19 protein-coding genes are annotated in these 14590 nt (G+C 36.8%); 2 read left to right on the top strand and 17 right to left on the bottom strand.

Annotated features, from left to right (window positions below; all coding sequences use genetic code 11):
- Positions 1 to 36: 36 nt before the first annotated feature.
- The 14 genes from I592_RS11420 to I592_RS11485 all read right to left on the bottom strand — a co-directional run bounded on the left by I592_RS11420 (position 37) and on the right by I592_RS11485 (position 8630).
- Positions 37 to 501 carry a hypothetical protein gene (locus tag I592_RS11420; RefSeq protein ID WP_010780055.1) on the bottom strand — a complete coding sequence of 155 codons (465 nt, stop codon included), beginning with the start codon at positions 499 to 501 and terminating at the stop codon, positions 37 to 39.
- Positions 501 to 1142 carry a major tail protein gene (locus tag I592_RS11425; protein WP_044926555.1) on the bottom strand — a complete coding sequence of 214 codons (642 nt, stop codon included), beginning with the start codon at positions 1140 to 1142 and terminating at the stop codon, positions 501 to 503. Before I592_RS11425 ends, I592_RS11420 begins: the two co-directional genes overlap by 1 nt.
- Positions 1143 to 1147: 5 nt before the next feature.
- On the bottom strand, positions 1148 to 1513 hold the full coding sequence (locus tag I592_RS11430) for an HK97-gp10 family putative phage morphogenesis protein (protein WP_010780053.1): 366 nt from the start codon (positions 1511 to 1513) through the stop codon (positions 1148 to 1150).
- Positions 1506 to 1841 (bottom strand): hypothetical protein, encoded by a 336-nt coding sequence (locus I592_RS11435; RefSeq protein WP_010780052.1) that lies wholly within the window; start codon positions 1839 to 1841, stop codon positions 1506 to 1508. Before I592_RS11435 ends, I592_RS11430 begins: the two co-directional genes overlap by 8 nt.
- A complete protein-coding gene (locus tag I592_RS11440; RefSeq protein ID WP_044926240.1) occupies positions 1831 to 2157 on the bottom strand; it encodes a phage head closure protein in 327 nt (108 codons plus the stop codon). The genes I592_RS11435 and I592_RS11440 overlap by 11 nt, the downstream gene beginning before the upstream one ends.
- Positions 2117 to 2404, bottom strand: a complete 288-nt coding sequence (locus I592_RS11445) for a hypothetical protein (RefSeq protein WP_010780050.1) — start codon at positions 2402 to 2404, stop codon at positions 2117 to 2119. Before I592_RS11445 ends, I592_RS11440 begins: the two co-directional genes overlap by 41 nt.
- Before the next feature lie 8 nt (positions 2405 to 2412).
- Positions 2413 to 3717, bottom strand: coding sequence for a phage major capsid protein (locus tag I592_RS11450; RefSeq protein WP_010780049.1), 1305 nt, complete (start codon positions 3715 to 3717; stop codon positions 2413 to 2415).
- On the bottom strand, positions 3710 to 4300 hold the full coding sequence (locus I592_RS11455) for an HK97 family phage prohead protease (RefSeq protein WP_081633617.1): 591 nt from the start codon (positions 4298 to 4300) through the stop codon (positions 3710 to 3712). Before I592_RS11455 ends, I592_RS11450 begins: the two co-directional genes overlap by 8 nt.
- Entirely contained in the window at positions 4284 to 5450 is a 1167-nt protein-coding gene (locus I592_RS11460) for a phage portal protein (protein WP_010780047.1), read from the bottom strand. The genes I592_RS11455 and I592_RS11460 overlap by 17 nt, the downstream gene beginning before the upstream one ends.
- Before the next feature lie 15 nt (positions 5451 to 5465).
- The gene (locus tag I592_RS11465) at positions 5466 to 7199 is read right to left on the bottom strand and encodes a terminase large subunit (RefSeq protein ID WP_010780046.1); all 1734 of its coding nucleotides are present in this window, start codon (positions 7197 to 7199) and stop codon (positions 5466 to 5468) included.
- Positions 7196 to 7654 (bottom strand): P27 family phage terminase small subunit, encoded by a 459-nt coding sequence (locus I592_RS11470; protein ID WP_010780045.1) that lies wholly within the window; start codon positions 7652 to 7654, stop codon positions 7196 to 7198. The genes I592_RS11465 and I592_RS11470 overlap by 4 nt, the downstream gene beginning before the upstream one ends.
- Positions 7655 to 7758: 104 nt before the next feature.
- A complete protein-coding gene (locus tag I592_RS21015) occupies positions 7759 to 8142 on the bottom strand; it encodes an HNH endonuclease (protein WP_044926245.1) in 384 nt (127 codons plus the stop codon).
- Complete coding sequence (locus tag I592_RS11480) at positions 8135 to 8344, bottom strand: hypothetical protein (RefSeq protein WP_010780044.1); 210 nt, start codon at positions 8342 to 8344, stop codon at positions 8135 to 8137. The genes I592_RS21015 and I592_RS11480 overlap by 8 nt, the downstream gene beginning before the upstream one ends.
- Positions 8331 to 8630: a hypothetical protein gene (locus tag I592_RS11485; protein ID WP_010780043.1), complete on the bottom strand. Its 300-nt coding sequence runs from the start codon at positions 8628 to 8630 to the stop codon at positions 8331 to 8333. Before I592_RS11485 ends, I592_RS11480 begins: the two co-directional genes overlap by 14 nt.
- A 179-nt stretch (positions 8631 to 8809) precedes the next feature.
- On the opposite strand from I592_RS11485, the gene I592_RS11490 reads away from it, so the two are divergent.
- Positions 8810 to 9712: a hypothetical protein gene (locus I592_RS11490; protein WP_010780042.1), complete on the top strand. Its 903-nt coding sequence runs from the start codon at positions 8810 to 8812 to the stop codon at positions 9710 to 9712.
- Positions 9713 to 9748: 36 nt separating this feature from the next.
- Here I592_RS11490 and I592_RS11495 read toward each other — a convergent pair whose 3' ends face one another.
- Together I592_RS11495 and I592_RS11500 are read right to left on the bottom strand one after the other, a co-directional pair.
- Positions 9749 to 10087, bottom strand: coding sequence for a sigma-70 RNA polymerase sigma factor region 4 domain-containing protein (locus tag I592_RS11495; protein ID WP_010780041.1), 339 nt, complete (start codon positions 10085 to 10087; stop codon positions 9749 to 9751).
- 394 nt (positions 10088 to 10481) lie between these two features.
- A complete protein-coding gene (locus I592_RS11500; RefSeq protein ID WP_010780040.1) occupies positions 10482 to 12341 on the bottom strand; it encodes a phage/plasmid primase, P4 family in 1860 nt (619 codons plus the stop codon).
- Positions 12342 to 12407: 66 nt separating this feature from the next.
- Here I592_RS11500 and I592_RS20730 point away from each other — a divergent pair, with 66 nt between their 5' ends.
- Positions 12408 to 13019: a hypothetical protein gene (locus I592_RS20730; RefSeq protein ID WP_010780039.1), complete on the top strand. Its 612-nt coding sequence runs from the start codon at positions 12408 to 12410 to the stop codon at positions 13017 to 13019.
- Here I592_RS20730 and I592_RS11510 read toward each other — a convergent pair.
- A complete protein-coding gene (locus I592_RS11510) occupies positions 13016 to 14578 on the bottom strand; it encodes a hypothetical protein (RefSeq protein ID WP_010780038.1) in 1563 nt (520 codons plus the stop codon). The genes I592_RS20730 and I592_RS11510 overlap by 4 nt on opposite strands.
- Between the last annotated feature and the right edge of the window lie 12 nt (positions 14579 to 14590).

Raw genomic sequence — 14590 nt, forward strand, 5'->3', positions numbered from 1 at the left:
TAAGGGCTACATAAAGATAGAAGCTCCAAGGGGTTCCTATCTCTTCTGATTCTTTTTGTTTTTGTTTCTTTTTGGTTGCGCTTTTTGAAAGTCTTGTGGCTTCTTCGATTTTTTTATGTCTTCCACCTGAAATGTTTGATCAGAAAAGATTTCCATGCATGCAGCATAGGCAGTCAGTACGTCACCATTCATGCCGAGAAATTGGAAGATAACTTCTGGCGATTCTTCCAAACCGCCTGTTCGCAGCATGCCATAGATTAATGCACGCATGATTTTTAGATCAGTAGCTTTTAAACTGTTCGCTGCAATGCGACCACCGCTTCGCTTGATCATATCATTCATATCTTTTTCGAAAACAGAATAATCACCACCATAAATGTCTGCGATATATTCCATCGTTTCCATCGTAAAAACTACGGGGAACTTATGCCCTTGGATCATGATCTCGCGTGAATTAGTTAAATCTTCAACATGAATTCCATAATCGGCTAGTCTTGCCATTACTGGTCACCGCCTTCAACGGGAGGTGTTACTGCAGCTAACGTTTTCCACTGATCTTCACCATAAATCGGTTGCTTAATAAATTTTTCAAACAAACCTAACGAAGCGCCATCCCGATTTGAATCAAAACTGGCATACATGACATTATTGTATTTCAATCCTGTGGCAACCAAATTGGCAGTCACATCATCAATTTTTGTCTCGTCTTCGGCAGTAGCATATTCTTCATCAATTACATTGGAGAGTTGAGTGTTTGGATACCACACTGCTTTTTTTCCACCATTTTCAATGTTCCCAATAAAACCAAACGCAAAGTAAGGATATTCACGCGCCTTGTTTGTTGCGAATGTCACACCGCTTTCTGCTATTAATCCTTTCAGTTCGTCCATAACCTCGATCGGAATACCAACATGATCCAGTCCTAGTTCATGTTTAGTTTCTCGACTTACCCGACGAAACATCTTACTAGAAGCCCATTTCTCCAAAGCCGATCCATTACCTTTTACAGCTAGTTTTGTGGCGATCGGCAAACGTACGATTTCTGCATAAGTCGGTGCAGTTCCAACCATATCCGGAGTTTTCATCATTGCGATTAAAATGTCGTCTAATCCTTCAAAATAATAAACATCTTGTTTTCCCAAGGAAATCATCCTTCCCATAATTCAATTATTTTTTGCGTCATAATATTTTCAATTTCGTTTTTGTTTTGTTCGTATGTGCCGCTTGCAAAATGTTGCGCACGTTGACTTGTTGTCCCGTTTTCAGCAAAACGCCAATAAAAAGCTGTTCCTTCAAAAGAAACGGTGACACGATCTTCTTCAATAGATACTTTAATCTGATCCGCCATATGCTTTTTTTTCATCAAAGACTTCGGCACATTAGGAATCAACTGTTTCATATAGAAATTGGCAGCTTTTTCTAGAGACTCAATAGATATCTTTTTGACATCTACTTTTGCAAGCGTCCCTAGATAATCAGCCATATCTTGAAATCCATTGTTACTACTAGCCATCTTCAATCGTCCTCACTTGAATAAAGAAATTAGTTACTGTATCGTCATTTTCGTCTCCGACAATTGACATTACACCGCTAGTTGTCACCTGTTTTACATCTAAAACTTTCATAATAGGCCGAAATTCTTTTTCGGTCCCTGTTGTAAACAAAGAGACTTGATAAAGCGGCATATATTTAAATACTCGACCGCTTGCCATTTTCATATCCTCAGAGATAAACGAGTAGACAATGTATGGATATTCTTGATATTTCGGTGCTTTATCTCGAAACACAGGATACTTTGTTGCCTTCAGCAACTCTCGAAGCTTTTCTAAATTAATCGACATAAGCTAAACTCAACTCCATTTCCCGTTTATCCATATTTGTGTAAATTCGAGTGATGTTATACGTCACAGAATCAATTCTCACGGCGTTTAACTTCTCAGTGATAGATTTATCCCACCGAACTTTAATCCGTCTGACAACATCGGTTTTTGCTTGTTTTGATAGATACTTTTCTTGTGCTGTCACACCCAGCTCTTCGTAAAAGATTTCTCTTTTTTTTAAATAAACAACTTTTGGCCGATCATCTTCATCTACGCCGTTTTCAATATCTAAAAGATCAGCCTTCCACTTCATCCTGTTTTGCATCAGTTTCGGCATCGTCAATCACCAGTCCTTCTTGTAAAATCAATGGAGTCAAAGCATTAAAAGCGGATTCCATTTCTTGTTCAGGAATTTTATAGAGCCAAAAAATACCACCAAGATAATAAGCCACTGGCGAATTTTCATCATCAGTGGCTCTTTTGGCATATTTTTTTCCCATATCCAGGTAAAAGGGAAGCAAAGTATCATCCATACCTTCTTCAAATTGTAGATGTTTTTTGAATTCATCCTCAGTTACTTCCATGAGATCACCTACTGTGCTTTAATATCAAGACTATAAACAGGTGTTTCAAATGGTCCATAGATCAACTGGCCATCATTGATGTGATAGATTTTGAATCCAATTTTGTTTTCTCGTGAGAATAATTCTGTCAATTTCTCAATTTCCATAGAACCAATTACGTCTTGAATATGGAAATATGAGAAGTTACCAAAATAGATCATTGGTACTGATGGATCAAATTTTTTTCCAGTTTCATCATACTTGTCTGCATAGTCAGTTACTTCTACCGGATAAGTGAATAGTTTAAAGTCAAAATCATCGTTACCAGAATCCTTCAAAATAGGATTTCCAGTTGTATCCAGCATTGATTCTAATTCTGTTTGTGCTGCACGGTTGATCATCCAACGTGCGCCTGAACGCATAGCAGTTGGCAGGTTATTTTTCAACTGAACTAATTTCAAGTATGGATTTGTAGCTGTAGACGTAAACGCCACTGCTTTCTTCGCTAGACATCCACTATTTGTAGGATTTGAGAAGTACCAGAATGTTTCTTTGCGTAAGTATGCTTTTTTCAACTCTTCGATCACAATTGCCTCAATATCAAAATCTGACATGTGAGTCAATTTCTTTGTAACTTTAATAATTGCATCAAACTCGATAGGGTCTAAATAAACATCATCGAATTCAATATCAGTGAACGGAATCAAATTATTCTCATCACGTTCAGTTGTAACTTCGTTAGCTTCCGCCTTCTTAACTTGTACAGGGAATCCTTGCGTACCTTTTGTAGGATGCACGGTAGCCAAACGACGTAACGGATTTTCTTCTTGCAGGTAAGAAATAATTTCCTTATTTAGTTCTTCCGGTACCAATACTTTCCCATTGTTAAATGCAACACCGAAAGATCGTGCTTGTGGCCCATCAATTCGACCAGCTAAGTATCGTAAGAATGCACTACGTTTCGTTAATTTCTTCACTGCTTCTTCCCCTCTACTAGATAATCCGCGGCCGATAATTCCTAATACACGACTACGTTCTTTTTCGTCAGCACCATCGCCGCCTTCATCAGATGGTTCAGGTTCTACATCTTCAACAACATCATCTGTAGCAGCACCCAAATCTTCAACAACATCTTCCAGTTCAGTCACATCTTCTTCTGGCAATTCTGCAATAGCTTCGTCGATTTCTTCGAGTTCAGCAGTTACCTCTTCAACCTGTTCTTCGATGTCTGAAAGAGCATCACGAGTAACATTTTCTTCTTTCGCACGTGCTTCTAAATCCTTCAAGCGAGCTTTCAAATCCTTTTGACGTTTCAATAAGTACTTTTTATTCATGTGTGTATTCTCCAATCTTATCCAATATTTTTTTTCGTAATTTCAATGTTTCGATATTCTGTTCCTGGAACTTACTTCTAAGAGCTGCTTCGGTGTCATCATAGGCCGGAAGCGGCACAATGCTTACTTCCCACAACTCAACATTCGTAATCCTGATCAATGGAATATCACCAGTAAAATCTTCTTCCTGGCCGGTTACCCAAAAACCAAAACTACATTGATTAATGTCACCACGTGACATCGACTCTTTCAGATCATTCGCAAAAGTGGTATTTGGCAAGGTAACTTCAAATCGCAAACCTTTTGAATCTTCTTCAAGAAACAATGTATTTGCGCTCGTGCGACCCAGCACATAATTCCAGTCATGATTGAATAGACATCGTACATCTTTGTTCTGTGATAACGATTCGTTGAATGCACCTGGTGCGATTTCTTCTTCATACCAACCATCAATGTTAGTTCGTGAATTAAAAACAGACGCATAACCTTCGATCACAGTTGCTTCACTGCCATCATTTAAGGTTCGCGTCTGCATATTTTGAATATTAAAACTTCGTCTTTCCAATTTAACCAGTTGAATCACCTTCTTTCATTTTCGATTGATTCAAGTCAGCTAACTCATCTAGTCCTACCAAGTCTTTTGAAGCATAAAGCTTCGTTGATTCTTCGGTATTTAATCTTTCTAATCCCATATCTACTCGACCATCATCAGGAGTATATGCCATTGTTCGGATCAAACTAGAAACATTAGTGATCTTTTGTGACATGGTTAAGTATTTTTTGATATCAATATTCAAATTGATTCGTTTGCTGCTATCGGCTCCATAAAAAAGGAAAGTCAGATGTTCGCAAACATTTTGTACAAATGGATCCACTACAAAAGACTTCAAATATATTGCTGCCTTTTCCAAGTCGTTCTTCAAAAGTGCATTATAAGCATCAGGATCGAACCCAAGAAACTTGGCCAGTTCCGGCTTGTAAACATTCAAATATTGAAGGATCTTGTCATCTTGTACAGGACTTTCAAAACCTTCAATCGAATAACCTTTAGATAAAGGAATTATCAAAGTCTTTCCTTCGTCTTGAATTTCTTCTAGCAAACAAGTAATGGATTCCACCATTGTATTCTGCAGCGTATTCTTAGGAGACAAATGTGTTTCCAATTGCAGCAGATAGGCAAGGAGACCGCCTTTTTTATATTTGTCAGTCAATGCCTTTTCAGCATTCATAACACCTTCAAGTGTATTTTTTGCTAAATCAAGAATACCTACACCCTGATTGTTGGAAACTCCAATATTTTTTATCTGGCACACTTCATTTTGATAAAGAGTGTAGCCGTTGTATCTGAAACGTTTAATTGCTTGTTCCGTAATTTCTGGCTGAATATCTTTCATTATGTGCAGCTGATTAAGGTCCTTAACCACAAAGGTTTCGCCATTCAGTAAATAGACATTCGCCATCAGTCGTTTAAATTCGAAACCGGTCAAATATCCATTTGGCCGATTCAATACTTTTAATACATCAGGATCCTTTATATTTGCTCCATTGTCGTCTTCGATTTCCCATTTACCACAAGCAAACATGTTACTGATTGCCGTCATATAATGATAGATATCGCTTGAAGACAAGATGTTGTCATCTGCTAATGCAACTTGTCCAGATAGAATGGCGCTCCCTAGATCCGCTTTAGTAGAACTTTTTTTCATTTTTCGGAACCATGAACGAATTCCCATTAACACACCGCCTTTCTATTTTCTCTTGTATAGATTTTTAAGATAATCCGAATAATCTTCTTCGCTTCCAACATCATCCATTAGCGTCATACTTTCTTTATGGCCAATTAAAAAAGCCACGAAACCATCTATATGTTCCGGTGACTTTCTCTTCGAAGGTGCCTTTTGATTGTTGATATTGGTTACTACTTTTGCATTGTTGGTACAAAATATAAATAGCGGATTATCTGTTTTTACTCTGCCTTGATCCACTAACGATTCAAAATCATCAAATGGTTCATTCATGACAGCTGGATATTGTGGAACTTCCACGCAAACAAATCCATTCAACTCAAACCGTTCAACTAACTTTTCAGCCATCGCTGGATCATAATTGATTTGCATAATATCCAAATCATATTCTTCATACACCATCATGACGTATTCATAAACAGCATCCTGGTCGATCGTACGGCCATCGCATAAGGTGACAAATCCAAGTTCCGCATAATGCTGATAAGGAACATTACGCAGCCGTTCCTTTTCTTCAACACCATGTGAAGGTATAAAATACATTTGTTTGACCAAAAGAATATTATTTCCTTCTTCATCATAAGTTGGTACATTTACAGAAACACACGTCAAATCTGTCGTACGTGACAAATCGATTCCAATGAATGCCTGATGTCCAGAGATATCGGCCAAATTATCAACCAAACAATTTTCTATTTGTTGTTTATCGAAATAGGTTTCAGCATAATTTACGAATACATCCAAATGCTTACTTAGAAATTCGGCTTTTCGAAATGGGTTTCGTTTGGCATCTTTGTACTCACCTTTCAAGAAATCCATCGTCAAAGAGATTCCAAGATTCGGATTAACCATATTCCATACATCCGGATCCTCCCAGTTGTATCCTTTGTTTGGTTCATAGATCATGATTAACCAATCATCATCATTATCGTTTTCTAAGATATCGATGCTGTCGGTATGAATTTGAACACCGAGTGCTCCGCTATTTTTACCTGCAGTAGAACAAATATTTAAGAATGGTTCCGGTTGTGAAGCCTGACCTGATTTCAAACTATCGTATCTTTCGGTGTCTGCCCATTCATGAACTTCATCAGCAACAACGATATAAGTGTTTTTACCATCTGTCTTTTCACGTTTTGAAAGTGCACGGAAAGTGTTGCTAAATTTAGAATCGTTTTCAAAGAAAGCATAGTTGATTGTCGTAACTTTCTTTTCTTTACGATAGACATAAGTACCATTAATCAGTTCTTTGTCGTTTTCGATAACGGTTGCCAGCGGATGCGCTACATTTTGAGCTTGGTCAAAGTCTGCAGCTACACAATAGAATTGTGCGCCTTTAACACCTTCTCCGTACATTCCGTATAAAACGGGCGCGCCTTCCATCAAACTTTTTCCATTTTTCTTTGGAACCTGCAAATAAGTTTTTCTGATCACGCGAACATTCCTCTGCCATTGATCACTCCATTTTTGCCAACCATACATGTTTGAGAAATAGAACTTTTGCCAATCTTCTAAAATCAAAGGTTGTCCAGCCCATTCACCAGTCGAATGCTTGTAAAAGGTTTCGGTAAACAACAGCATGAGATTGGCTTTTTCCAAATCAAAAAAGATATCCTTCCGCTTTTTCCATTTGTTATAACGTTTCACCGCCAAATGAATTGTGTGAGGATATCTCTCTTTATGCCTTCTAACCGATTTAGCAAATTTATCCGCATAATTGACATTCATATCAATCATTTAGATCCACCTGCCATTTTTTTGAATTGAATCAAACGGCCACTTTGTTCTTCTGGCTCGTCATTCTTCTTTTCTTGATCTCGTTTATGTTCAGCGTTTAATGGATCTGCCGTGGCCAACTCGCCATGTTTCATATCCAATCCTAATGCATTCAAAAGCTTGGCTTTCTTCTCGCTCCACACTTCAACTTGCTGTGCTAACGGATGCTTCATTTCGTTTCTGGATCCGTTTTTGTTCGTGTGCTGCTTCGTCGATCTAAAACCAGTATCTTTCCATTCGGAATACTTGATGTAATAGACTTCACACGCATCCAGATAGAGTTCAATTAAGGGATGAAGCACTGGTGTATAACGATTGAGATTTTTCAAGATTTCAATAACACGTTCCCTCTCAAAGTCCTTTTGTACCAAGGCATCATCAAGTATTTTTTGCTTTTTCGATTTCCTACCAGCCACGTTCATCCCCCTTTCTGTTTTTTGAAAATGTTCCGGAGGTGTCTGGAAGTGTGCCCCTACCCTATCCCCATAATTATTTTTAAAAATAAAAAGGAGAGGGGGGCTTAAAAATAATTTGCCGGATCATAACTGCACCGCAAACTTTTTTCTTTTTCGTCTTTTGGTTGATATTCGACTTTGGGATGACAAGATGAACAGACTAAACGACAATTCTCTTCGTCCAATCTCAATTCAGGTCTTAACCAGATTGGTAACTTATGATCAACCTGACTATCACGACCAAAGACAGGTTTGCCACAAACAGTACATTTATAACCATCTCGAAACCGAACATAATCAGCCAACGATTTCCAATCATCAGATTTATAAAACGATCTGTTCTTTGAATAATAACGTTTAGCAACTTTCTTCTTTCGCTTGTGTTCTTCACAATACTGACCACGCTCTATTAGATTGCGGCAGCCTTCTTGCCGGCAATACTTAGCCATTGGCTTTGAAGGATGTGGACTTAGTTTCCGGATCCCATACCTCAATCCCGAATGGCGTTGCTCGGCTGTAGGTCTCCACGGTCTGATCTTCACCATCCGTTAGGTCCATGCCTGCAACTTCATCGATCACAACTAGATCTGCATTCTTACCCGCAGCCTTTGTTTTCTTTTCTTCTTTTACTTCTTCTTTAGCTTTGGCCATTATGGTTCCCTCCTTTGTAATTTGTAGAAATAACTTCGCATCCCATTGACTCATACCAGTTGACTGCTTCTTTTAGATTCGGAAGTGTGTGAGAAATTAGAGTGATTACTAATGAATCACAAGGGAAGCGAGTTCCATCACCAATAACCTGCACAACAGCATAGTTTCCATTCCATTGATCTCTTAACCCGTTCGGGCTATTTTCTGATTCAATTGCTTTTTTGTACACATTACCAAATCCAGGTTCAACTTCACACGTCAGAACAGCTTCATGAAAATCTTTCAAATAGAATGACCTCCTTGCACACAAAAAAAGACAGCACCTAAATGGCCTGCCTTATTGCTGCATATTTTTTTGACAATATTAGAATAGCACATGAAAAACAAGATGTCGGTACTATCATGGTACTGTACGTACTATACTGTTTATGTGGTACAATTAACAAAAAAACGAGGTGTATTATATTGTCAAAAAAGGAGAAAGCTGATACTTTAGAGCAATCAAAAGAAATTGAGATAATCAACTGTGGTTTAATAATGCCCATTGCACCGATGCCTGGCTACACAAGTAATCAATTTAATGATGTAAAATCAATTTTAGTTGATGCAATAGAATCTATAAAGGATTATAATTTCAAGCCTAGATTAGTGAGCGATTCAAAAGGAGAGGTAGATATTATTCACAAAAGTATTGTAAATAATATTTATGACGATCAAATTGTAGTTGTCGATATCAGTGGAAAAAATGGTAATGTAATGCTCGAATTAGGGTTAAGGTTGGCTTTTGATAAACCATTAGTAATTATTAAGGATGATAAAACTGACTATATGTTTGATATATCAATGATTGAACATATCAACTATCCTTCTGATCTTAGACACAATGAAATTGAAATTTTTAAGAAAAAGCTTGTCGAAAAAGTCGTCAAGACTTACAAAAAATCAATTGATGATAGTAAATACTCACCCTTTTTACAACATTTCCAACATATTAAGGTCAAAGGAATTGGAGAACAAAACATTGAACAATCTCAAATGTTAGAGATTATCTTAGCGAAAATATCACATATTGAAGATAGAACTATATTGCAAGATAAAAACCTCCATGATAAGGTGAGAATTAACAGAAATTCAGTAAATTTTTCAACATCTCCTGAACCAATTTCCAAATCTGAAATTATCAAGCACTTCACTATTGGATGGGATCCAAGCGAAATTCCTAATAGCATTAAAGACATGAAAGAGAATGAAACAAAGTATATAAGATTTATTTCAGAAATAAACAAAATAGTGTTTGCAAACGCAATACACATTACAGATAGAATGATGGCTTCTCTTTTAGTAGAAATAAAAAATTCAATACTATAAATATCTAAAAATGAAAGAGATACTAATTGATCTCTTTCATTTTTTAGTGAACTTAATCATACGAATCAATTCAGCATGTTTGCTTTTGATGTATGAATAGCTGTATCCTGTCTCAACTGCAATTGATTCCAAAGTTAATCCATCGACGTATTTCATTTTTAGAATTCTTTGATTTAAGCCAGTGAATTTATCAATTGTTTGAACGATCTCCTGGCGTTCTTCTTCTAGCTTTTTTATTCGTTCGTTCAAATCACAAATCACTTCCTTCAAATGTGCTTGTTTTTGCAAAGCAGTCAAAAACTTCTGATTCTTTGCAAGGTCGCCATCATCACCCCATGAATAATTACGCCATCTTGAAAGTTCTCGTTTATTCAATTTAAGAGAAAAATTCAGTTGAATTAATTCTTCATCAATAGAAATTATTGAGTTTACCCATTCATAAATGATGAATCACCTTCTTTTCGATTATTTTGTAAAAAGTGTGGCAATGCCATACCTTTGCCATACCTTCTAAATCAAAGTGTGCCACCAATTTCCCTTACTCTATCAAGGGTTTGATCTTCATTGCCATAGTTGCCACACTTTTTTTGGCCCCTTTATATATATAATATATTTACTATTTATCCCCTTTTTTCTTTTAAGTAATAAAAAAAAGTATGGTAAGTATGGTAAATAGTCTATAAACCTCTTTATACCAATAGTTGAGAGGTGGCACACTTTTTAAAAATAAGTGTGGCAAAGGTGTGGCAAATTTATGAAAGTGTGGCAATTATTCTTCGTTCGCTTCTGTCTTCTTATAGTAGAAGTATCTTTTCCCCATCATCATCCGTCTTGCTTTCTCATAACCTAATGATTTTAGACGTTGCGTGAATTTAGGTTGAGAATACGGCTTAGCTCCAAGTTCATCACAACATTTAAGATAATCGTCATATACGCCTTTTGTTGTCATATTTTCATCGATGCCATTTTGATGTAAAAAGCTAAGTATCGAATCACTTTCCACAAAATATTCTTCTGTCACCTTAGCGACTGTTTCGGAGGAGGAAAGTTGGCCGCCGTTGCTGTTGATTCGTTCCATTGCTTTCAAAGCGATGTTCAAAAGGTACGACTTGGCCACATCCGTTGAAAGTTTTTCATCAATCTTAGGATCAGCCTTCTTAACTTTGTTATCACAAGGAATCACCACTATTCGACGACCGATCCCACCCGATTTATCTTTAAACGTCGGCATCTCATTGGCAGTGAATATAAGAGTCGCTTTATTTTTTAGTTTATATGGCTTTGAATAAATTGGCCGGACCATAATGGTATTTCCGGAAGCCAATGTTTTGAAATTCATGGATTTCTCCATATAACCAGCATCAATATCGTCTCCAACATTTACCAGCTTACCTTCTAATTCCATTACAGATGTTTGGTCATTAAATTGTTCTAATGCAAGATTTAAACCAAGATCGCCAATGAACGCATTGAGCATTTCAAGAAATGTCGATTTCCCATTTGCCCCACTAGATCCAACCAAGAAAAATACTTTATGCGGAAAACCTGCAGTCATTAAAATGTGGCCAAGCAATTCTTCCACAATTACTCTCAAATCCTTTTTATCACTACACAAGAAATTTAGGAAATCATCAACGGTTTTATCATAAGCATCTGGATCATAATCCACATCAAGAAAGAATGGTGTAAATTCTTTACTAGCCATCGGGATCACTTCGCCACCATCCAGCATGAAATTGTTTCTGAATTGAATAGGAAAATCATTCACTTCGATCAATTCACCTTTGACTGGAAAAAGGTCCAGGAGTTGCTTCCACTTTGGCGGCAAAAGCTTTATTCGATCATCCACGATTCGAAGCAATTTGTTTCTATCATTAATCCAATAGTTGTCTTGCTTGTGGAAAATGGATCCATTGAAAAATTTTATTTCCAACTCCTGGGCTAACGCTTCACTAGTGACGATCATGTCTTTTGGATCCAGATACAACTTTTCACGGATCTCTTTTTCACTTACTGAATTGACAAGCGATGCAATATCTTTTTCGGGTAATGGCTCGGCATAGATCGATTCATTAATAAATTTAGCTATTTGCGTCAATGTATCATAATCTAGTTCGTACATTTCCCGTACGGTTAGAAGATGCGAATATAATGAACTATTTCGCGAACCTTCTTTCATTCCAGCCAAAACATTTTTGATTTTAAGTGGCAACAATTCAAATGGTAAAGTGGGCAGATCCTCGAACATCTCAAACGTTCCGTGCATTTTTCTGAGTTTGCCATTTTGTTTGATTGTTCCGGTCGATTTATTCCCGGTTTTGTAATCAACTGCAGCTCCTGACACCGTTAGCTTGCCGGTCCAGTTCCGAAGTAATACTTTGTGGCCATTAATTTGAGCCGGCCTTTTATAATAAAGGTGAAGACCACGTTTGGTTTCAAAAGCAAGTGTTGGATATTTTTCTAACAATTGAAACCCGATTTCTGGAAAGTCGTCAAAATCAACAACTACAGTTTCTTTGTTTAACAGAATGGCGGCGTTATCCAGTTTAGAAAGGTCCGTATAGAAATCATCTAGACTTTTTTGATCTGGTCTTTTTTCTCCTGGATTTAATTTGATATACTTTAGCACACTATCATTTCACCGCCTTTAATTGTGGTATTATTAGATAAAATATTATGAACGGAGGTTTTACATTTGGATCGCGATATTGACGAACGCATTATGGTATTTCTTAACCTTGTATTAAGCGGCCATTCACTTGGTGATTACGATTATGGAAAAGATGAGGTTCAAATAATGCAGTTGGCTAGGTCAATGAACTTAGTCACAGATTTTGATTTAGAACCATTTATTGCAGTTAACGAGTTACGGTACTATGCAATCCCAAAAACATCAAGTCCAGTATCACTAACTAAAGAAGGATACGATTTTTTTAAAAATCATGGAGGTTCAAAAATGCCCGATAATGACAACCAAAAAGAAGTTAATTTCGGTTCACCAAGTGGCACTACTGTCAATATCCACAATTATGGGAATATAAACGGATCCGCGTTTGGTTCAAATAATCAAATTACCAATCATTTTCATGAGGAGCTTGCAGAATTGAAAAAAGTTGCTTCTGAATTACCAGAAGAAGACCAAGCACAAGCAAATGAAATCATTGAAATTATTGAATCACAAGTTTACAAACCTGGAGTCTTTGAAAAGTTTGAAACTTTTCTAGAAAAACATCCACTTCTACTAAATTCTGTCGGAAAAGCCATTACTTGGGCTTTAACAAATCCAGATAAATTACCGCTTCCTTAGAAGGTTAGTCTCTCTATTTGTCCAACATACCAGTTCACATCAATAATCTTTTTTGAGGCTTGCGAATAATCCAAGAAATGATCAGGTGATCCTGGTAGCTTGGAGTGCAAGCCTTTTTTGACTTGATAAACACCACCACATCGTTTATCATTCGTGGCCACACCACAAACTGTATTGTTTAGCTTTCGATAACCATCAGTCATTTCTTGTTCAATTGATTGAAAATCTCCTTGCAGCTTATTGATGTAATAGAATTCTTCTATCCTGCCATCCTTGAATCGATTGACAACAAAATTCTGTGGTTTAACGCCATTAACTACTGCCTCAAATGTTCCGGCACTAACCACTTCAAGACTATTCGAAAAACAATTTGGTTCCTTAAATATGCCTTTTCTGATATATCCACCATCATCTTTTTCTAAAACGAAATTACTAACATCTTTTTGCCAAACTTTTTTTATTCTTGTTATACTCACTTGTAAATGAAGTTGCTTGCACCACAATTCTAAAAGTTCACGAATTGTGTTTTCCATCACTGGATCTATCTTAACTAGAACCCCGTCGGTGTTTGTTTGGATCAAATCTTCATAAAAATTTCCTAATACCAAGATTAAGTGTGTAATGATTAGCTGTCCGCTAACAGTTACCGAATAGAATTGTCTCGGATCATAAAAATTTGAATACGGATTATTCATGGATCCATTCACTGCATTGATTAAAACTTTGTAAGATAATTTTCCAGATTCTACCTTCTTCTGGTAAAGGTCAGCAAAGGCTGAAACATTCTTAACGCCTGTGCTTATGAAATTGTTATTGATAATAAGTGATGGAAAGAACTGATTCACATCGATCAGTAAAAAAATGCCTTCACCCTTGTACTTTGGTTTTGCAGCATGTACACCACCAAATCCAAAAACATGAGTTAATCCTGCCAAAGTCATTTTAAACTTTTCCGCTTTCAACTTTTCTTCTAAGGTGTTTTGATAGTTTGATTTTATGGACTGGTAAAAATTCACCAGTCTTTTTGGTAGCTCCGCTTGCGGCACATATTTATCAAATTCATACATCAAAATATTTGGGCGCTTTGGGATCTTCTTAGCTTGCAATATCTCAGCCGCTAGGTTCGCACGTGTCTTTGTGATGGATCGACTAGGAAGATTGAATTCTTTTACGATTTCAAATTTAGTTTCAAGATATTCCTCGCGTTCATCAAACACTTTTTCGCAAATGTCAATTCTTCTTTTACAGTAGTCTTCCGCTGTCGAAGCTCTCATATCAAAGCGTAGGTTAAAACCAATCTCTTCTATAGCACAAAGTCTTTCTTCTTGACTTAAATCGATGGATAAATATTCTTGGAGAAAATTGCTTTTTCCATTACTCAAAATCTTGGCCAGGAACTTATCAGATGCTTTGTAATTACTGTAACTAACAAGACAACGAACACTAGAAAGAGCCGTTTTAAGTCTCTCTCGATCATTCGCTATCATATAACTTTCATCTGTTTTGAAAACAGCTAGCCAATCTTCTGAGCTTTGGTATAACCAGTAGAAAGTGAACATTGGCCATCACCT

Source organism: Enterococcus gilvus ATCC BAA-350 (assembly GCF_000407545.1).
Taxonomy (GTDB): Bacteria; Bacillota; Bacilli; order Lactobacillales; family Enterococcaceae; genus Enterococcus_A; species Enterococcus_A gilvus.

What these genes read in the sequence shown, in the direction of transcription:
- I592_RS11420 (WP_010780055.1), bottom strand. Translation starts at nt 501, where the DNA reads ATGGCAAGACTAGCCGATTATGGAATTCATGTTGAAGATTTAACTAAT.
- I592_RS11430 (WP_010780053.1), bottom strand. Translation starts at nt 1,513, where the DNA reads ATGGCTAGTAGTAACAATGGATTTCAAGATATGGCTGATTATCTAGGG.
- I592_RS11435 (WP_010780052.1), bottom strand. Translation starts at nt 1,841, where the DNA reads ATGTCGATTAATTTAGAAAAGCTTCGAGAGTTGCTGAAGGCAACAAAG.
- I592_RS11440 (WP_044926240.1), bottom strand. Translation starts at nt 2,157, where the DNA reads ATGCCGAAACTGATGCAAAACAGGATGAAGTGGAAGGCTGATCTTTTA.
- I592_RS11445 (WP_010780050.1), bottom strand. Translation starts at nt 2,404, where the DNA reads ATGGAAGTAACTGAGGATGAATTCAAAAAACATCTACAATTTGAAGAA.
- I592_RS11450 (WP_010780049.1), bottom strand. Translation starts at nt 3,717, where the DNA reads ATGAATAAAAAGTACTTATTGAAACGTCAAAAGGATTTGAAAGCTCGC.
- I592_RS11460 (WP_010780047.1), bottom strand. Translation starts at nt 5,450, where the DNA reads ATGGGAATTCGTTCATGGTTCCGAAAAATGAAAAAAAGTTCTACTAAA.
- I592_RS11465 (WP_010780046.1), bottom strand. Translation starts at nt 7,199, where the DNA reads ATGATTGATATGAATGTCAATTATGCGGATAAATTTGCTAAATCGGTT.
- I592_RS21015 (WP_044926245.1), bottom strand. Translation starts at nt 8,142, where the DNA reads ATGGCTAAGTATTGCCGGCAAGAAGGCTGCCGCAATCTAATAGAGCGT.
- I592_RS11480 (WP_010780044.1), bottom strand. Translation starts at nt 8,344, where the DNA reads ATGGCCAAAGCTAAAGAAGAAGTAAAAGAAGAAAAGAAAACAAAGGCT.
- I592_RS11510 (WP_010780038.1), bottom strand. Translation starts at nt 14,578, where the DNA reads ATGTTCACTTTCTACTGGTTATACCAAAGCTCAGAAGATTGGCTAGCT.